This window comes from Streptomyces sp. 2114.4, assembly GCF_900187385.1.
In the GTDB taxonomy this organism is placed as follows: domain Bacteria; phylum Actinomycetota; class Actinomycetes; order Streptomycetales; family Streptomycetaceae; genus Streptomyces; species Streptomyces mooreae.
Genome location: NZ_FYEY01000001.1, coordinates 1,774,359 through 1,791,356 on the forward strand (window position 1 = coordinate 1,774,359; position 16,998 = coordinate 1,791,356).

At 70.1% G+C, this 16,998-nt stretch carries 15 protein-coding genes; 9 read left to right on the forward strand and 6 right to left on the reverse strand.

What is annotated here, in order from left to right; all coding sequences use genetic code 11:
• Positions 1–37: 37 nt before the first annotated feature.
• From CFW40_RS07750 to CFW40_RS07760, 3 genes are all read right to left on the reverse strand, one after another.
• Positions 38–769, reverse strand: a complete 732-nt coding sequence (locus CFW40_RS07750) for a glycosyltransferase family A protein (RefSeq protein ID WP_088797088.1) — start codon at positions 767–769, stop codon at positions 38–40.
• 290 nt (positions 770–1,059) lie between these two features.
• Positions 1,060–2,040, reverse strand: a complete 981-nt coding sequence (locus CFW40_RS07755) for an SCO1860 family LAETG-anchored protein (protein WP_088801963.1) — start codon at positions 2,038–2,040, stop codon at positions 1,060–1,062.
• Between the two features lie 312 nt (positions 2,041–2,352).
• A complete protein-coding gene (locus CFW40_RS07760; RefSeq protein WP_088797089.1) occupies positions 2,353–3,444 on the reverse strand; it encodes an amidohydrolase family protein in 1,092 nt (363 codons plus the stop codon).
• A gap of 576 nt (positions 3,445–4,020) precedes the next feature.
• Here CFW40_RS07760 and ectA point away from each other — a divergent pair.
• The 4 genes from ectA to thpD all read left to right on the forward strand — a co-directional run bounded on the left by ectA (position 4,021) and on the right by thpD (position 7,452).
• Positions 4,021–4,587, forward strand: a complete 567-nt coding sequence (gene ectA, locus CFW40_RS07765) for a diaminobutyrate acetyltransferase (RefSeq protein ID WP_176956554.1) — start codon at positions 4,021–4,023, stop codon at positions 4,585–4,587.
• Positions 4,588–4,724: 137 nt separating this feature from the next.
• Complete coding sequence (gene ectB, locus CFW40_RS07770) at positions 4,725–5,993, forward strand: diaminobutyrate--2-oxoglutarate transaminase (RefSeq protein ID WP_088797091.1); 1,269 nt, start codon at positions 4,725–4,727, stop codon at positions 5,991–5,993.
• Positions 5,994–6,039: 46 nt separating this feature from the next.
• On the forward strand, positions 6,040–6,456 hold the full coding sequence (locus tag CFW40_RS07775; protein ID WP_088797092.1) for an ectoine synthase: 417 nt from the start codon (positions 6,040–6,042) through the stop codon (positions 6,454–6,456).
• 96 nt (positions 6,457–6,552) lie between these two features.
• On the forward strand, positions 6,553–7,452 hold the full coding sequence (gene thpD / locus CFW40_RS07780; RefSeq protein WP_088797093.1) for an ectoine hydroxylase: 900 nt from the start codon (positions 6,553–6,555) through the stop codon (positions 7,450–7,452).
• 87 nt (positions 7,453–7,539) lie between these two features.
• Here thpD and CFW40_RS07785 read toward each other — a convergent pair whose 3' ends face one another.
• A complete protein-coding gene (locus CFW40_RS07785) occupies positions 7,540–8,601 on the reverse strand; it encodes an aminotransferase class V-fold PLP-dependent enzyme (protein ID WP_088797094.1) in 1,062 nt (353 codons plus the stop codon).
• A gap of 183 nt (positions 8,602–8,784) precedes the next feature.
• The gene (locus CFW40_RS07790) at positions 8,785–10,002 is read right to left on the reverse strand and encodes a helix-turn-helix transcriptional regulator (protein ID WP_088797095.1); all 1,218 of its coding nucleotides are present in this window, start codon (positions 10,000–10,002) and stop codon (positions 8,785–8,787) included.
• Between the two features lie 783 nt (positions 10,003–10,785).
• On the opposite strand from CFW40_RS07790, the gene CFW40_RS07800 reads away from it, so the two are divergent.
• The 3 genes from CFW40_RS07800 to CFW40_RS07810 all read left to right on the forward strand — a co-directional run bounded on the left by CFW40_RS07800 (position 10,786) and on the right by CFW40_RS07810 (position 13,079).
• Positions 10,786–11,241 (forward strand): NUDIX domain-containing protein, encoded by a 456-nt coding sequence (locus CFW40_RS07800; RefSeq protein ID WP_088797096.1) that lies wholly within the window; start codon positions 10,786–10,788, stop codon positions 11,239–11,241.
• A 23-nt stretch (positions 11,242–11,264) separates the two neighbouring features.
• A complete protein-coding gene (locus tag CFW40_RS07805; protein ID WP_256331547.1) occupies positions 11,265–12,218 on the forward strand; it encodes a hypothetical protein in 954 nt (317 codons plus the stop codon).
• Between the two features lie 165 nt (positions 12,219–12,383).
• The gene (locus CFW40_RS07810) at positions 12,384–13,079 is read left to right on the forward strand and encodes a bifunctional 2-polyprenyl-6-hydroxyphenol methylase/3-demethylubiquinol 3-O-methyltransferase UbiG (protein WP_088797098.1); all 696 of its coding nucleotides are present in this window, start codon (positions 12,384–12,386) and stop codon (positions 13,077–13,079) included.
• A gap of 45 nt (positions 13,080–13,124) precedes the next feature.
• Here CFW40_RS07810 and CFW40_RS07815 read toward each other — a convergent pair whose 3' ends face one another.
• Entirely contained in the window at positions 13,125–14,669 is a 1,545-nt protein-coding gene (locus CFW40_RS07815; RefSeq protein WP_088797099.1) for an aldehyde dehydrogenase (NADP(+)), read from the reverse strand.
• 138 nt (positions 14,670–14,807) lie between these two features.
• Between CFW40_RS07815 and CFW40_RS07820 the strand changes: the two genes are divergently transcribed.
• Positions 14,808–15,578 carry an IclR family transcriptional regulator gene (locus CFW40_RS07820; protein WP_088797100.1) on the forward strand — a complete coding sequence of 257 codons (771 nt, stop codon included), beginning with the start codon at positions 14,808–14,810 and terminating at the stop codon, positions 15,576–15,578.
• A 106-nt stretch (positions 15,579–15,684) separates the two neighbouring features.
• Positions 15,685–16,986: a sensor histidine kinase gene (locus tag CFW40_RS07825; RefSeq protein WP_088797101.1), complete on the forward strand. Its 1,302-nt coding sequence runs from the start codon at positions 15,685–15,687 to the stop codon at positions 16,984–16,986.
• The last annotated feature ends 12 nt before the right edge of the window (positions 16,987–16,998 follow it).

Consider the following 16,998-nt stretch of genomic DNA (forward strand, 5'->3'; position numbering starts at 1 on the left):
TCGGATGCGGGGCGCCGCTCCCTGAGTGCCGGGGATCTCACGGCCACGTCCAGCCCACTTCCCGCATCGCCCGGGCGCGCTGTATTCCTGCTTCTCGTCGCGTCGCTGTCTCTGCCGGTTCCCAGTAGCGATCCGCCGCGGTGGTCTGGTCGGGGTGCTTCCGGTAGAGGATGCTCGGCTCCGCGATGAATTCACCGGGTGCGACAGCCTCCGCGGCCAGCAGCAGGGCCACCCCTTCGGCTCCGGTCAGCGCATGCCAACCGCCCAGCGCGAGCACCAGAGGGCGGCGCGCGGCGAACGTCGCAGCCTGCACGGACAGCCGCTGTTCGACCACCTCGTCGAAGAACCTGCCGGGCTCGACAGGGCCGCCCGGAGGGTCGTACGGGCCCGGTGACGTGCTGCCGTCCTGGTGGAGGTCGAGGCACGCGGATACACACCACGGAACTCGTTCCAATGTCTCGATGTCGCGCTCGAGGGCTCCCGGCAGCAATACGTCGTCCGCGTCCAGTGTCCGGACCAACTCGCCGGTCGCACGCGCGAGGGCGTGCGTGCGCCCCACCGCGGCGCGCGCCGGCAGGCCCGACTCGATCGATATCCTGGAATCCCGGGGGAGGATGCCGTCGGTGATTCCGGTGTGGCCGTCCTCTTGGACGTACCAATGCCATTCCCAGTCGCCGGGCAGTTTCTGCTCTCGCAGGGATTGGTACGCCTCATCAATATAGTGATGGCCGCCGTCGTGCACGGAGGTAATTATGCTGATCGTTGACATGGGGGGGACTCCCTTTCCCGAGGCCGCCGGCGTGACCGCAACTGATCATGGTAACCGGGGCCTGGAAACTGACAAAGCGTCAATTACTTTGCCAGTGAGGGACGGTTGATCTCGTTCCTCAGGGGTGGTGGTAATTCGGCCGGAGCCGTGGGAGATGAGACACGGACCGCGGCGGTAGCCGGCAAAAGTGAGGTGCGCCGTACCCGGCCGTTTCCGGCCCGGCACGGCGCACCTCGGGCCGTACTCCGCGCGCGACGCCCCCACAGCACCGGCGCGGTGTACGGGGTCCGTCAGCCGCGGCCGCCCTGCGCGGCGTTGCGGCGGCGCCGGGCGTAGCCGACCGCCCCGGCGCCCGCGGCGACCAGCAGGGCCGCACCCCCGGCGAGATACGGGGTGGCCGAACTGCCGCCGGTCTCCGCGAGGTTCTGGGTGCTGGGCTTCGAGCCGGCCTGCTGCACCTCGGTGCCCTTGCCCCCGGCCGGCTTCGTGCCACCGTCCGGCTTGGTGCCGCCGGTCTGGCCCCCGTCAGTGCCGCCGGAGCCGTTGTGCTCGGGCGCCTTGACGCCCGGTGTGGTGCAGGTGGCCCGGGCCAGCGTGACCTGGCCGCGCACCTCGGCGACGCCGAGCGTCAACGGGTTGAGGGAGACGTTGAGGTCGAGCGCGGTGGCCGCGGCACTCTTGGACAGGACGTTCTTCCGGGACAGGTCGAGCCGCACCTCGCCCACGCCCGGCACCTTGACGTTCGTCGTCCCGCCCGCCGTGAGCCCGACCCGCTTGCCCAGGACGAGGACGTCACCCAGCACGTTCGCCTCGGCCCGGGGCCGCTCGCCCGCCTCGCACACCGCCTTGGCGGTGACCTGCCGGACCTCGACCAGGGACCGCAGCACCAGACCGGGCACCCGCACCTTCGCCTTCACGAGGTTGGCGTAGCCCTCGGTCTTGTGGCGGTCGGCGGTGGCCCGTGCGGTGGCGGCATCGGCGCGCAGCACGCTGAACGGCTTGCCGTGGTCGATGCCGTCGAGGCGGACGGTGAGCGCGGTCTTGGAGGCCGAGGCCGGGGCGTGCACCTCGTTGAGGACGGCGTTCAGCGGGACGTCGAGCGTCTTGTGGAGCAGCCCGACATTCAGGCCGGTGCGCAGCACGACCGCGCCGGCGGTGCCGCGGGCCGGGCCGTGGTCTCCGGTGGCATGCGCGGGCACGGCGCCCAGCAGGAGGGCGGGGCCGGCCGTGAGCGCGGTGGCGACGAAGGTCGCGGCGAGGCGTCGGGGCATGCCGAAGGAGCGGGCGGGACTGGTGGACACGTGTGTGGAACCCTCACAGGAGAAATGGAGCCGCCGGCCGCGCCATGGGGGACATCACGCGGGCCGACGACCTCGACCCGCACATCGTGTCCGCACGGAGGGTGAACAGGGAGCCACGTGACGTCAGTTCATCCCAATGGGTGGTTTTCGCGTATTTATTCGATTCCTGCGGCACGCGGCACCACCCTCGCCCCAGCGGCCCCACCGTCCGGGTGACCCGGGTTGACCGGGCCGGATGATGCCGGGGCACCCGCTCGCCACCCCGGCACCACCCGCTGCCGGCTACCCCACGACCTGCCCGCGCAGCACCACCCGCCGCGGAGCGGCCAGCACCCGGACGTCCTCGCGTGGATCGCTGTCGTAGACCACCAGATCCGCCGGAGCGCCCTCGGTGAGGCCGGGACGGCCCAGCCAGTCCCTGGCCCCCCAGGTGGTGGCGGAGAGGGCCGCCACGGCGGACAGACCGGCCTTGGTCAGCTCGGCGACCTCGTCGGCGACCAGGCCATGGGCGAGCGCGCCGCCGGCGTCCGTGCCGGCGAAGACGGGCACGCCGGCGTCGTAGGCCGCCCGCACGGTGTCGTAGCGGCGTGCGTGCAGGCGCCGCATGTGATCCGCCCAGCGCGGGAACTTCCCCTCGCCGCCGGCCGCGAGCCGCGGGAAGGTGGCGATGTTGACGAGGGTGGGAACGATGGCCACGCCACGCTCCGCGAACAGCGGGATGGTCTCCTCGGTGAGCCCGGTGGCGTGCTCGATGCAGTCGATGCCGGCCTCCACCAGCGGGGCCAGGGAGTCCTCGGCGAAGCAGTGGGCCGTCACCCGGGCGCCCAGCCGGTGGGCCTCGGTGATGGCCGCCTCGACCGCCCCCTGGGGCCAGCAGGTCCCCAGATCGCCCGTGGAGCGGTCGATCCAGTCGCCGACGAGCTTGACCCAGCCGTCGCCCCGGCGGGCCTCCTGGGCGACATAGGCGACCAGGTCCTCGGGCTCGATCTCGTGCGCGTAGTTGCGGGTGTAGCGCTTGGTGCGCGCGATGTGGCGGCCGGCCCGGATGATCCGCGGCAGGTCCTCGCGGTCGTCGATCCAGCGGGTGTCGGACGGGGAGCCGGCGTCACGGATCAGCAGCGCGCCGGCATCACGGTCGGTGAGCGCCTGCTTCTCGCTGGTGGCGTCGTCCACCGGGCCGTGCGCGTCCAGGCCCACATGGCAGTGGGCATCGACCAGGCCGGGCAGCGCCCAGCCCGTCACGGTGATGGCATCCCGTGCCATCACCGGCCGGTCGAAGGTGACCCGGCCGCCGACCACCCACAGCTCGTCGCGCACGTCGTCGGGCCCGACGAGGACCCTCCCCTTGAGGTGCAGCACCGCACCTTCGCTCATGGACGTCATAGGGGCACTGTAGGCGGCGCCACCGCTGCTGTGACCCGTACGGTCACACCGGCCGCAAGGCGGCATTCAGCCGCCGTTTCCCGGGATTGCCACAGCCGCGCCGCGCTTTTCGTCCCGGTCGCTCTCCGTATACCTTCCGCACGTTCTGCGCACACTTCCGCCGGCGTTCTCCGCGCGCTTGCGGACATGGTCTCGCGCATGTTCTTACGGGTCTTGCCATCGATGCGCCGGGCAGGTTTCGATGGGCCTTACGCCCAGCCTTCCGGGGGCGAATTCCCAATTACCCGTGCGTACAGCTTCCCGTATTCTTCTGCCCGCTTTTCCGCACCCCAAACGCCAAGATTTCGCTAGTGGCAAGTTCCGCAATTCGGACGGATCTCAGGGGTGTTACGGAGCTGTGACCGACTACACAACGTGTCCGTTTCGCCCCGAACATCCCGGTCAAATCGGGACATCGGGCGGGGGGATCGCGCGTACGGGCGCCCTCGCGCGATAACACATCTTCGGCGCTTGCGTAACCCCTGCCCACGATGCAATTTCCTTTTTCCCTGGGTAAATTTAATTTCTATGACCGCCGCACAAGCAGACCATGCAGGTGCCCGAAGCGATATCAGAGAATTGCCGGAGGGCTTCAAGCTCGACACCCCACGCGTGGAGGACGGAGCCGCGATCTGGCGTATCGCCCGCGACTCGAAGACGCTGGACCTCAACTCCTCGTACAGCTACCTCCTGTGGTGTCGCGACTTCGCCGCCACCTCCGTCGTCGCCCGCGACACGGAGGGCGAGCCGGCCGCTTTCGTCACCGGATACATCCGCCCCGAGCGCCCGGAGACCCTCGTCGTCTGGCAGGTAGCCGTCGACGACGCGCACCGTGGCCAGGGGCTGGCGGCCGCACTCCTGGACGGGCTCGCCGCCCGTGCCAGGGACGAGCTGGGCATGCGCTTCGTCGAGACCACCATCACCCCCGACAACGCCGCATCCAACCGGTTGTTCGCGTCCTTCGCCGAGCGGCACTCAGTGCCGATCAAGCGCGAGGTGCTCTTCGACGCGGGGCTGTTCCCCGAGCAGGGCCACGAGCCGGAGGTGCTGCACCTCATCGGCCCGTTCGGGCCACCGGCCCGCCCGGAGCACTGACGCCACCCAGGACCGCGCGGCCACCGCGCCGCAGCGGCCATGCGGGACCCGGCACCACACCCCCGCGACACCGCCGGCACCGCCCAGCCCCACAGACTTCCTGACCCTTTTCGCCACTCATCTCCCAGGAGCATGTTGTGACCATCACCCAGCCCGATCTGAGCGTCTTCGAGACCGTGGAGTCGGAGGTCCGCAGCTACTGCCGTAGCTGGCCCACCGTCTTCGACCGCGCGCAGGGCAGCCGCATGACCGACGAGGACGGCCACACCTACCTCGACTTCTTCGCAGGGGCCGGCTCGCTCAACTACGGCCACAACAACCCCGTGCTCAAACGCGCTCTGATCGACTACATCGAGCGGGACGGCGTCACCCACGGCCTGGACATGTCCACCACGGCCAAGCGGGCGTTCCTGGAGTCGTTCCAGAACATCATCCTGCGGCCCCGTGACCTGCCCTACAAGGTCATGTTCCCGGGCCCGACGGGCGCCAACTCCGTCGAGGCCGCGCTCAAACTGGCCCGTAAGGTCAAGGGCCGCGAATCGATCGTGTCCTTCACCAATGCCTTCCACGGCATGTCGCTGGGCGCCCTCGCCGTCACCGGTAACTCCATGAAGCGGGCCGGTGCCGGTATCCCGCTGGTGCACGGCACCCCGATGCCGTTCGACAACTACCTCGACGGCACCTACCCCGACTTCCTGTGGTTCGAGCGGCTGCTGGAGGACCAGGGCTCCGGCCTGAACACCCCCGCCGCCGTGATCGTCGAGACGGTCCAGGGCGAGGGCGGCATCAACGTCGCCCGTCCCGAGTGGCTGCGCGCCCTCGCCGACCTGTGCGAGCGCTGGGACATGCTGCTCATCGTCGACGACATCCAGATGGGCTGCGGCCGTACGGGTGCCTTCTTCTCCTTCGAGGAGGCGGGCATCGTGCCGGACATCGTCACCGTCTCGAAGTCCATCAGCGGCTACGGCCTGCCGCTCGCGCTCACCCTGTTCAAGCCTGAGCTGGACATCTGGGAGCCGGGCGAGCACAACGGCACCTTCCGCGGCAACAACCCGGCGTTCGTCACCGCCGCCGCGACGCTGGACACCTACTGGGCCGACGGCCAGATGGAGAAGCAGACTCTCGCCCGCGGTGAGATCGTCGAAGCACACCTGAAGGCCATTGCCGAGGAGCACCCGGACGCCATCGCCGAGTACCGCGGCCGCGGTCTGGTGTGGGGCATGGAGCTCAACGACAAGCCCGTCGCCGACAAGATTGCCAAGCGCGCCTTCGAGCTGGGTCTGCTGATCGAGACCTCCGGCCCGGAGAGCGAGGTCGTCAAGCTGCTGCCCGCGCTGACGACCACCCCCGAGGAGCTGGACGAGGGCCTTCGGATCCTCGCCCGCGCGGTCCGCGACTGCGTCTGACCACTCCAGAGCCCCTTACCGTTCCACAGAAAGGCACCGAGTCACCGTGATCGTCCGATCCTTCAAGGACATCGAAGGCACCGACCGCCACGTCAAGGCCAAGTCGGGCACCTGGGAGAGCAAGCGCATCGTGCTCGCCAAGGAGCGCGTCGGCTTCTCGCTGCACGAGACCACCCTGTACGCCGGTACGGAGACCTCGATGTGGTACGCGAACCACATCGAAGCCGTACTCTGCGTAGAGGGCGAGGCCGAGCTCACGAACGACGAGAACGGCGAGAAGCACATCATCACGCCGGGCACGATGTACCTGCTCGACGGGCACGAGAAGCACACCATGCGGATCAAGAAGGACTTCCGCTGCGTCTGCGTCTTCAACCCGCCGGTCACCGGCCGCGAGGACCACGACGAGAACGGGGTCTACCCGTTGCTCACCGAGCCGGAGCCCGAGGCCGAGACGGTCTGAGGCATCGGCACCCGCCTGCCCCGTCCGGCAGATGAGGAAGGCACGCCCACACGCACGGAAGCCAGAGCCCGTACGAGAGGAGAGGAAGGCAACACCATGACCACCGCACCCGAGCGCACCGCCGACCTGTACCCGACCCGTGGGACCGCTGAGGTCATCACCCCGCGGAAGGATCCGGTGGTGTGGTCGCAGCCCGGAGCGGCCGGCCCGTTCGCGCCGTCCGAGCTGAGCGACTTCGAACGCGACGGCTTTTTCGCCATCGGGGAACTGCTCACCGCGGAAGAAGTCGCGGTGTACCGCGCCGAACTGGACCGTCTCGTCCTCGACCCGACGATGCGCGCCGACCCGCGCTCCATCGTCGAGCCGAAGTCCCAGGACGTCCGGACCGTGTTCGAGGTGCACAAGATCAGCGAGGTGTTCGCCAAGCTGGTCTCCGACCCGCGTGTGGTCGGCCGTGCCCGTCAGATCCTCGGCTCGGACGTCTACGTCCACCAGTCGCGGATCAACGTGAAGCCGGGCTTCGGTGCCTCCGGCTTCTACTGGCACTCGGACTTCGAGACCTGGCACGCCGAGGACGGTCTGCCGAACATGCGCACCGTGTCGGTCTCGATCGCCCTGACGGAGAACTACGAGACCAACGGCGGCTTGATGATCATGCCCGGCTCGCACCAGCACTTCGTGGGCTGTGAGGGCGAGACGCCGAAGGACAACTACAAGCGGTCCCTGCAGATGCAGGACGCGGGCATCCCGTCGGACGAGGTGCTGACGAAGATGGCGGACAAGCACGGCATCCGTCTCTTCACCGGCAAGGCCGGCTCGGCGACCTGGTTCGACTGCAATGCCATGCACGGCTCGGGTGACAACATCACGCCGTACCCGCGCAGCAATGTCTTCATCGTCTTCAACAGCGTGGACAACGAAGCGGTGGAGCCGTTCGCGGCGCCGGTCCGGCGCCCCGAGTACATCGGAGCCCGGGACTTCACGCCGGTGAAGTAGGCACGGCGCAGTACGGGTGGCGCGGCTGCCGCACAGCAGGGTCTGTGCGGCGGCCGCGCTTTTGTGTGAGCGGGGCCCCGGTCCGGGCTACCCCAGCAGGTCCAGCAACCGGTCCACGTCGTCCGTCGAGTTGTAGAGGTGGAAGGCCGCGCGGAGCAGCCCGCCGCGCACCGAGACCCGCACCCCCGCCTCGGTCAGCCGCTGCTCCGCGTCCGCGATCCCGGGGGTGGAGACGATCGCCGAACCGGGCGCGGGGCAGGGCGTCAGACCGCGGTCGGCCAGGCCCGCGCGATAGTGGTCGGCGAGGGCGGTGTTGTGGGCGTGGACGGCCGCCACCCCCAGCTCCTCAAGGAGGCCGAGGGACTGCTCGGCGCCCGCATAGGAGAGGTGAGCGTGCGGTTCGTCGAAGCGCCGGGCGTCGGCCGCCGGCCGGATCACGCCGTAGTTGGAGGCCCCCAGGTCCTCGCCCGCGACCCAGCCGGCGTGCAGGGCGGCGGGCCACTCCCCGCCCCGCCCGAGGTCCCCGCCGAACGCCATGAAGGTCGTCCCGCGCGGGCACAGCAGCCACTTGAAGGCCCCGGCGACGACGAAGTCGAAGTCGGCGGCGCGCAGCGGCAGCCAGCCGGCGGCCTGGGTGATGTCGAGGTAGGTGCGCGCCCCGTGGGCCCGCGCCGCCTCGCGGACCGCCGCCATGTCGGCGATCCGCCCGTCCAGTGACTGGACGGCGCTGAAGGCGATCAGCGCGGTGCCGGGGCGTACCGCGTCGGCAAGCGCCTCCAGCGGCACGGTGCGCAGCTTGATCCCCGGGTGGGCGGCGAACGGATTGAGCAGGGAGCTGAAGTCGCCCTCGGGGGCGAGCACTTCGGCACCGGCCGGGAGCGAGCCGGCGACGAACGCGGACTGCACCGCGACCGAGCTGCCGACGGCGACCCGCTCGGCGGGCACGTCCAGCAGCCGGGCGAAGGCGGCACGGGAGGCATGGGCGGCGGCGAAGTAGTCGCGGCCCATGGTGCCGTAGGAGACGGATTCCTCGACGGCGGCGCGCAGGGCGGCGGCACTGCGCGCGGGGAGGAGCCCGCTGGAGGCGGAGTTCAGATAGGTCGTCCGGGGCGCGAATTCCGACCCGCCGAGTGCGTCACGTCGCTGCATGCCCCCACTGTGCGCGGTGATCCCCCGGCGCGTCCATGACCCGGGCCGTATCCCGCCAACGCGCCTTCCGGGGCCGCACGGGGCGAGGCCCGCGCCGGGCTCCGCGGCCGCACGCTCATCGGCCCGCACCTCCTGCGCGTACGCCGCGGGGTCTGCCAAGTGTATTGGCACCGGGCTCACTGTTCAGTTACTTCTTCGGGAGTGCTTTAATCCCTGGTAAGCCTCTCGCAGGTCGGATGCTTCCGGAAGCTGACGCCGCTCCACAGCCATAACAACTTCAAGAGCGCGCCAGTGATTCGACGGAACGACGCGGCCGGATAGTATGGCCCGCTGCGCTGCGTTGCAAGCCTCATCAAGCCGATCGCTTCCGAGCAAGGCCAGCGCCAAATCAATGTTTGCTGAGGCCACCCGGCGCGGCCATTTTTCGACATCGTCAGCGGGTGCGAGTCTGGCGATTACCTGACGTGCGTAGTCTTCCGCTGCGGGATCACCGACCCACGCAAGCGTCGTCGCTGTGTAAGCCAGGGCCTTACCAGGATCGTATTGGTAATGATGCTCAGTGCCCTTACGCGGGACCATCCCGGCCGACATTCGATGGACTCGCTCTATGGCCGCGTAGGTTTCCCGCCCCTCTCCGAGCCGCGCCCTGGCCCTCCCCTCTTGCGCTGTGGCTTGAATGGCAGCGGAGGTTCCGGCCGGCGCCAATTGTTGTGCAATCAGCGAGAGTTCTAGAGCACGGGCATAATCGCCTTCCGTAAGGACTCGCCAAGCATCGGTCTCGTAGCACCACGCCTCAATCTCCCGGTGCTCTGCATGCTGCGCGAGATTGGCGGCTGTCTGCAAGCGGGCCGTCGCTGCGTGGTCCTGGTGCAGGTCGATATGCAGCGTGGCGCCCAATAGCTGAAACCAGCCTCCGACCACATAAAGGCGGCGCTGTTCTGCAAGAGTCATGCGTGCATACATGAGGTGGGCCACGTATGCAGAATGCTTGCGCACTCGTTCGAGCAGATCTTGCGGAGGGGACGTAGGGTATTTCATGGCGAGTTCATCGAATGTACCTTCGAGGCGATGCAATGTCTCTTTGCCTACATCGCTAGCTGCTACTCGCCGCGCCAGTTCGAGTGCATCGAATTCATCGTCGTTGTTTGGCGATTGGGGAGCGAGCCACCCATTACGTGACGGCGGGGCGTAAGCGTCGGGCACCAGTAGTGCGTCAAGTTCTGCCGATGTGATCGACAACGCCTTTGCGATCTTCGGGCGCTGCCAAGGCTGAGGGTCGTTTTTCCCGTTCTCCCAGCGCTGGACGGTCGAGCGGTCAACGCCGACTGCTTCCGCGAATTCCTCTTGATTGAGCCCACATGCTTTCCGGCGCTCCGCCAGCCTCCGCCGTCGACTAGTCATCGTGGCCCGTCCCCTCTCGCGCCCGGTGCGTCTTCCCTGGCCAGCGTAGCCAGTGAGGCCAGGGTGCGGCAGGACTGCGGCCTTTCTGCTGTGGCGATAGACGGCTGGTGGCGCTTTTGTGGGTCAACGCCCAACAACGGACACAGACTTGAGAGGATGAGCGGGGTTGTGACCATGGCAAGCCAGACCACAGCGCAGACGAACACCGTGCAGGAGAAGCCTGTCGATCTCCCGTTGACGCTGGAGCCCGGCCCAAAGCCCATCCCCGGTTGCGCCCACTGCGACAAGGTGGCCATAGACCGGGACCGGGCCAAGGCGAACGGCGACGGTAGCAGCGTGAGTGATTGCAACGTCCGTATGCGTCGGCACCTCTCGGACGCACACTGATGGCCACGATGCCCGCGCGGCACCAGGAGCGCCCCACGCGCCCGCTCCGGCCCCGGAACTGGTCATCCTTATAGGCGATCCGGACAGCCAGTACGCGGCCTCTCCGGCCGGTTGGTGGGACCAGTACGGCGGAGCGCTGGACGTGGCCTCTGGGGTGGTCTGCCTCCCGGGCCCGACACATCCCCCGTCGCCGTTCCACCCCGAGGACTGCCCGAACTGCGTCCCGACTTGGCGGTGTGTGTGTGAATTTCGTGCATCGAGTGCGGGGCCAGTTGTTCGCGTTGGCCGGCCCGCTCGGTCGGGTCCGTAGAAGCCTGAGCGTGACCCGTACCCCAAGACATAGGTTGTGCCAGCGTCGCAAGCGTCTAACCCGCTTGCCCTGTCGAAAGGGTGCGTATGAAGCGAATCATTGCCCGAATGTGGAAACTCATTCGCGGCCCTCTGCAATGGCGCGTCCTATGGTTCGCTCACGCCAAGTTCATGATTGGCGTAACGGGCGTCGTACGCAACGAGGCGGGCGAAGTCCTGCTTCTCAAACACCGGATGTGGCCCGCTGACCGGCCATGGGGACTTCCGACCGGCTACGCGGTCAAGAGCGAGGAATTCCCGAAGACCATCGTTCGGGAGGTCCGGGAGGAAACCGGTCTTGTAGTTGTGCCGGGGCGACTGGTGCAGGTAACCAGTGGCTACAAGCTTCGCGTGGAAATCGCGTACGAGGCACTTCACGTGGGTGGAACTCTCAAGCTCGACAACTTCGAGATTCTGGAGGCGAAATGGTTCAGCCCGAATGCGCTCCCGGACGGGATGCAAGATTCCCACATTCAGCTCATCAAGGCGGGCACGCCGACTTAACGGAACTCGCCCCGAATGAGTCCGTGAACGGCGCTAAGGCAATGGCGGCGCTGGCGGCTATGCGTGCCGACACGTCGCCCCTCACGGGCAAGCACCCCGCCCACGTGTTCCGTCCCCTCTCGGAAGTGCTCAGCCGGTGGGCGGCCGACGGAATCGACATCACGTCTTTCCATGCCGGCGTCGAAAACGCCAAACGACGGTACGCCGGGCATGGGCTGGCGGTGATGCTGCCACTTGACCGCGTGTTGGTCGGCTGCGAATCCTCGCGCGCCGGGGCCTTCGGCGGCTTCCACCACCCGGACCAGGGATACCGGCACCTTCAAATGGTGGCCGTCATCACCATGTTCGGACCCATGGAACGCCGGAATCCCGAATGCCCTGCGCTGGCACTTCTCGACCTGCTGCGCGCGTACGCCCATGACTGCCTTCACTACGGGTCGCGTCGGCGGTATGTGGAAGTGGCAGGCGCGCCGGTCCGCACTCAGTACGGGATTAACTACCGCCGGACAAAAGGACAGTGCTACTCGGCTGCTGACAAGCACGGAAGCCGCCACACGCGAAACCTCGGGGTCGTTATGGAAGGCGCGTGCGACAGAGAGGCGCGCGACCTCACCCGGCAGACGGCCGAACGCTTCGGCGTGACGGAACCCTCGGACGTTCTCGGCGCACTCGCGTTCCGGGATGTGACGGGGACGCTGACCGAGGTGGACACCGGGCGCGTGGTGGACCTGCTGGAAAGTACAGAGCAGACGCGGTATGCGGCGGCCCTTAACGGCTACGAGAGTGGCGTCAATCGCCGGTACGCGGTGTTCCTGGGGGACTACGCCCCCGGGGAAGAAGACGACTTCCATGCCATCCTTCTCACGGCCATCATCAGCGGTGACGTGAGGGCGCTGGGCATGTGGCTGGACGATCGGCACGGCCCTGGAACCTTCATGGGACTGTTCCGTTCCCCTGGCTACTTCGAACCATCCTGACCGCGTAGGCGGCTCCTGATCGGCCCCGTCCGTGCGCTGCCCCCGTGGCGCACGGGCAGACCTTCGTCGTGCCTGGTCATGGCCGCCGGGGCCGTCCCGCTTCAGCGGCCCGTCCCACCGGTTTCCCCGGGGGCCGGCCGGCTGTTTCGTGGGTAGCGTCCCGGCATGACCTCGCCACAGGGATTTCTCGGGTTCTGGGAGACGACCGGGTCCGCCAAGACCTTCACCCATCCGCTCGATCCGGCGCTGCTGGACGCCTGGGTGCCACGGAGCGCGCGGGTGCTGGATTACGGCTGCGGCTACGGGCGGCTGACCGCCCAGCTGGCCGGGCTCGGGTACGGGGCGGTCAGCGGGGTGGATGTCTCGGCGGCGCTGATCGCGCGGGGCCGGCGGGAGCATCCGGAGCTGGCGCTCATGCGGTGTCCCGGATTCCCGCTGCCGTTCGGGGACGGCAGCTTCGACGCGGCGCTGCTGTTCGCGGTGCTCACCTGCGTGCCCGGGGACGCGGACCAGACGGCGATCGCCGGGGAGCTGGGGCGGCTGGTGCGGCCCGGTGGGGTGGTGTACCTGAGCGATGTGCCGCTGCAGCGCGATGCGCTCAACCGGGAGCGGTATGCGCGGTTCGCGGAGCGCTACGGGACGTACGGGGTCTTCGAGACGCCCGATGGCGGGGTGTTCCGGCACCATCCGCCGGAGCGGCTGCGCGGGCTGCTGCGGGAGGCCGGTTTCTCGGTGCGGAAGGAGCGGGCCGGTGTGGTGGGCACGCTGGACGGGCGGACGGCGGAGCGGCTGCAGATCATTGCCCTGCGGGAGCCGGTCGCGGCGGGGCCGGAGCCGTCGCCGGGGCCGGCGTCAGGGTGAGGTGGCAGGCGGCCTCGCCGGTCGCCGGGAGCGCGGTGTCTACGCTTACGCCCCCTCGGCGCGGTCGTTGACGCGGCGCGGCAGACCGAGCGGGTTGTCCTCGCGCAGCTCGGGCGGCAGCAGCGCGGGCGGGGTGTTCTGGTAGGCGACCGGGCGCAGCCAGCGCTCGACGGCGGTGCCGCCGACGGAGGTCGAGGTGGAGGTCGTCGCCGGGTAGGGGCCGCCGTGGTGCTGGGCGGGGGCGACGGCGACTCCGGTCGGCCAGCCGTTGACGACCACCCGGCCGGCGAGCGGGGTGACCTCGGCCAGCAGCCGGGCGCCGCGGCCCCCGTCGTCGCGGCCGGCGCTCTCCGCGTCGCCGAGCTGCAGGGTCGCGGAGAGGTTGCCGGGCAGCCGGGCGAGTACGGCGCCGATCTCGGCCTCGTCGGTGTAGCGGGCGACGACGGTGACCGGGCCGAAGCACTCCTCCAGGAGGAGGTCGTGCGGTCCTTCGGTGGCGAGGCGGGCGGCCGGCACCGAGAGGAAGCCGGCGCTGACGGTGTGCTCGCTGCCCGCGCCCGGGGTCACCGGCGCCTCGACGCCGGGGAGCTCGGCGCGGGTGCGGACACCGTCGAGGAACGCCTGCCGCATCCGGTGGTCGAGCAGCACCCCGGCCTCGGTGTCGCTGACGGCGTCGGTCAGCGCCGTCAGCAGCCGCTCGCCGCTTTCGCCGGCGGGCGCCAGGACCAGGCCCGGCTTGACGCAGAACTGGCCCACGCCGAGCGTCATCGCACCGGCCAGCCCGGCGCCGATCTGCTCGGCGCGCTCCGCGGCCGCGGCCTCGGTGATCACAACGGGGTTGAGGCTGCCCAGCTCGCCGTGGAAGGGGATGGGTTGCGGGCGGGCCGCGGCCGCGTCGTACAGGGCGCGGCCGCCGCGCACCGAGCCGGTGAACCCGGCCGCGGTGATCAGCGGATGGCGCACCAGGTCGATACCGGCCTGGAAGCCGTGCACCAGGCTCAGCACGCCCTCCGGCAGGCCGGCCTCGGCGGCGGCGCGGCGCAGCAGCGCGGCGCACAGTTCGGAGGTGGCCGGGTGGTCCGGGTGCGCCTTGACGACGACGGGGCAGCCGGCCGCGAGGGCACTGGCGGTGTCGCCGCCCGGCACCGAGAAGGCGAGCGGGAAGTTGCTGGCCGAATAGACCGCGACGGGGCCCAGCGGGATCTTGTAACGGCGCAGGTCGGGCCGGGGCGGGGTGAGGCCGGGGTCGGCGTGGTCGATCCGTACGTCGAGGAACGCGCCCTCCTGTACGAGGTCCGCGAAGGCCCGCAACTGGTAGGTGGTGCGGCCGAGTTCGCCGGTGAGCCGGCCGGGACCGAGCGCGGTCTCGGCGTCGGCGGCCTCGATGACCGCCTCGCCCGCGTCGTCGAGCAGTTCGGCGGCGCGGCGCAACAGCGCGGCGCGTACGGCGCGGTCGGCGAGCGCGCCTTGGGCCGCGTGGGCGGCGCGGACCACGGTGTCCACCTCGTCGGCCGTGGCCTCCACCGCAACCTGTTCGCGCTGCTTCCCGGTTCGGGGGTCGACACTCCAGACTGGTGCTGCTGTTGCCACCGTGCATTCCTCCCGGGCGTGCCTGCCGAGTCTTTCCGAGTCCTGCCGCACCTCGGATGGCGTTCTCTATGCTGAACACTGTCCCACATGGTGAACAAGCGGGACTCTATGGCGGTCCGAACAGAGGGGTCAAGGGCGATGTCAGCTGCCGAGACCGGTGGATCTCAGGTCAAATCCGCGGTGCGGACGGTGGAGTTGCTCGAGTACTTCGCACATCGCCCCGGTATGCACAGTCTGTCCTCCGTCCAGGAAGCCGTCGGCTACCCGAAGTCCAGCCTCTACATGCTGCTGCGCACCCTGGCCGACCTGGGCTGGGTCGAGACCGACGGCACCGGCACCCGCTACGGTATCGGTGTCCGCGCGCTGCTGGTCGGCACGTCGTACGTCGACGGCGACGAGGTGGTGGCCGCGGCCCGGCCGACGCTGGACCGGCTCTCCGACGACACCACCGAGACCATCCACCTCGCCCGCCTGGACGGCACCGACGTCGTCTACCTCGCCACCCGTCAGTCGCAGCACTATCTGCGCCCCTTCACCCGCGTCGGCCGGCGGCTGCCCGTGCACTCCACTTCGCTGGGCAAGGCGCTGCTCGCCACGTACACCGACGACCAGGTGCGGGCGATGCTGCCGCCGACGCTCGCGCAGCTGACCGAGCACACCCTCACCGACCGCGAGCAGCTGATCGAGGAGCTGCACGCGGTGCGCGAGCAGGGCTATGCGGTCGACCGCGAGGAGAACACCCTGGGCCTGCGCTGCTTCGGCGTCGCGGTCCCGTACCGCACCCCGGCCCGGGACGCGATCAGCTGCTCGGTGCCGGTGGCCCGGCTGACCCCGGCGCATGAGCAGATGATCAAGGACACCCTGTTCGACGCCCGCGACCGGCTGACGCTGGCCACCCGGCGGCTGTGAGCCGCCTGTGCCGACCCGCTTACGCGTCCGCCTCCCCCGTACGGCGGAGGGGGATCGTCATCGGGGCGGAGGCGCACCGGGGGCCGCTCGCGGAAGGCTGGGCGCCATGAACACCCACACCGGCCGCCCGGTGCGACGGGTCGGCCGGCGCTGGGTCCATCTGGTGCTGGGCGGCGCACTGTTGATGCCGTTCTACCTGCTGGCGTCGGTCGTGCTCCCGCTGCTCGTGGACGGGGCCGACCCGCTGCGCCGAGCGGGCTGGCAGTTCGTCGCGTTCGGTGGTGCCCTGCCCCTGGCCGCCCTGGCCGCGCTGCTCTCCCCGCTGCTGCGGCCGCTGGAGGTGGCCGCCGTACGGTCGCTGTGCGCGGTGCCGGCGGAGCGGCTGGCCGAGGGGCCGGCCCTCTCCTGGGCGGCCCGGCGGCGGACGGCGCTGTGGTTCGTGGCGCATCTGCTGGCCGGGGGGATCGTCAGCGGGATGACGCTGGCCGCCCCGCCGGCCGCCGTCCTGCTGCTGGTGCGGCCGCTCTCCGCCCGCCTGCGGCAGGCCTCGGCGGGGTGGCCGGACGCCTTCCACGGTGCGCTGGGGCCGCTCACGGGGCTGGCGCTGCTGGCGCTGGTGGCCGGCACCGCCTGGGGTGCCGGGGCGCTGCTGGGCCGCTGCGCCCCGGTGCTGCTGGGGCCGACGCCCGCCGACCGGCTGGCCGCCGCCGAACGCCGGGCGGCCGGTCTGGCGTCCCGCAACCGGCTGGCCCGCGAGCTGCACGACGCCGTCGGACATGCGCTGAGCGCGGTCACCCTCCAGGCGAGCGCGGCCCGCCGGGTGCTGGACGCGGACCCGGAGTTCGCCCGCCGGGCACTGGCCGCCATCGAGGAGACCACCCGCGAGGCGGTCGCCGAACTCGACACCGTACTGGGCCTGTTGCGTGAGGAGGACGACGCCGATCCGGCCGCGCCCGCACCGGCCCTGGACGGCCTGGACGCGCTGCTCGCCCGGACCCGGGCGGCGGGCCTGGCGGTCGAGGCGACGGTCGAGGGGCGGGGCACGGGGCCGGCGCCGGTGGTCTCGCGTGAGGCCTACCGGATCGTGCAGGAAGGCCTCAGCAATGCGCTGCGGCATGCCGGTCCGGTACCGGTACGGCTTCACCTGCGGTGTGACGAGCGGGAGTTGACGATCCGGATGGAGAATCCGGTGACCGGGCCGGCGGACGGCTCCCCCGCGGCGACGGACCCTGCGGGCGGGGGCCGTCCGTTCGGGGGCCGCGGGCTGCGGGGCATCGCCGAGCGGGCCCGGCTGCTGGGCGGCGAGGCGACGGCCGGGGCCCGGGACGGCGTGTGGCGGCTGACCGCCCGGCTGCCATCGGCGGGGGCTACGGGGCTACAGGGCGAGGAGTGGGGGCAGGGTGAGTGAGCCGGGGCGGAG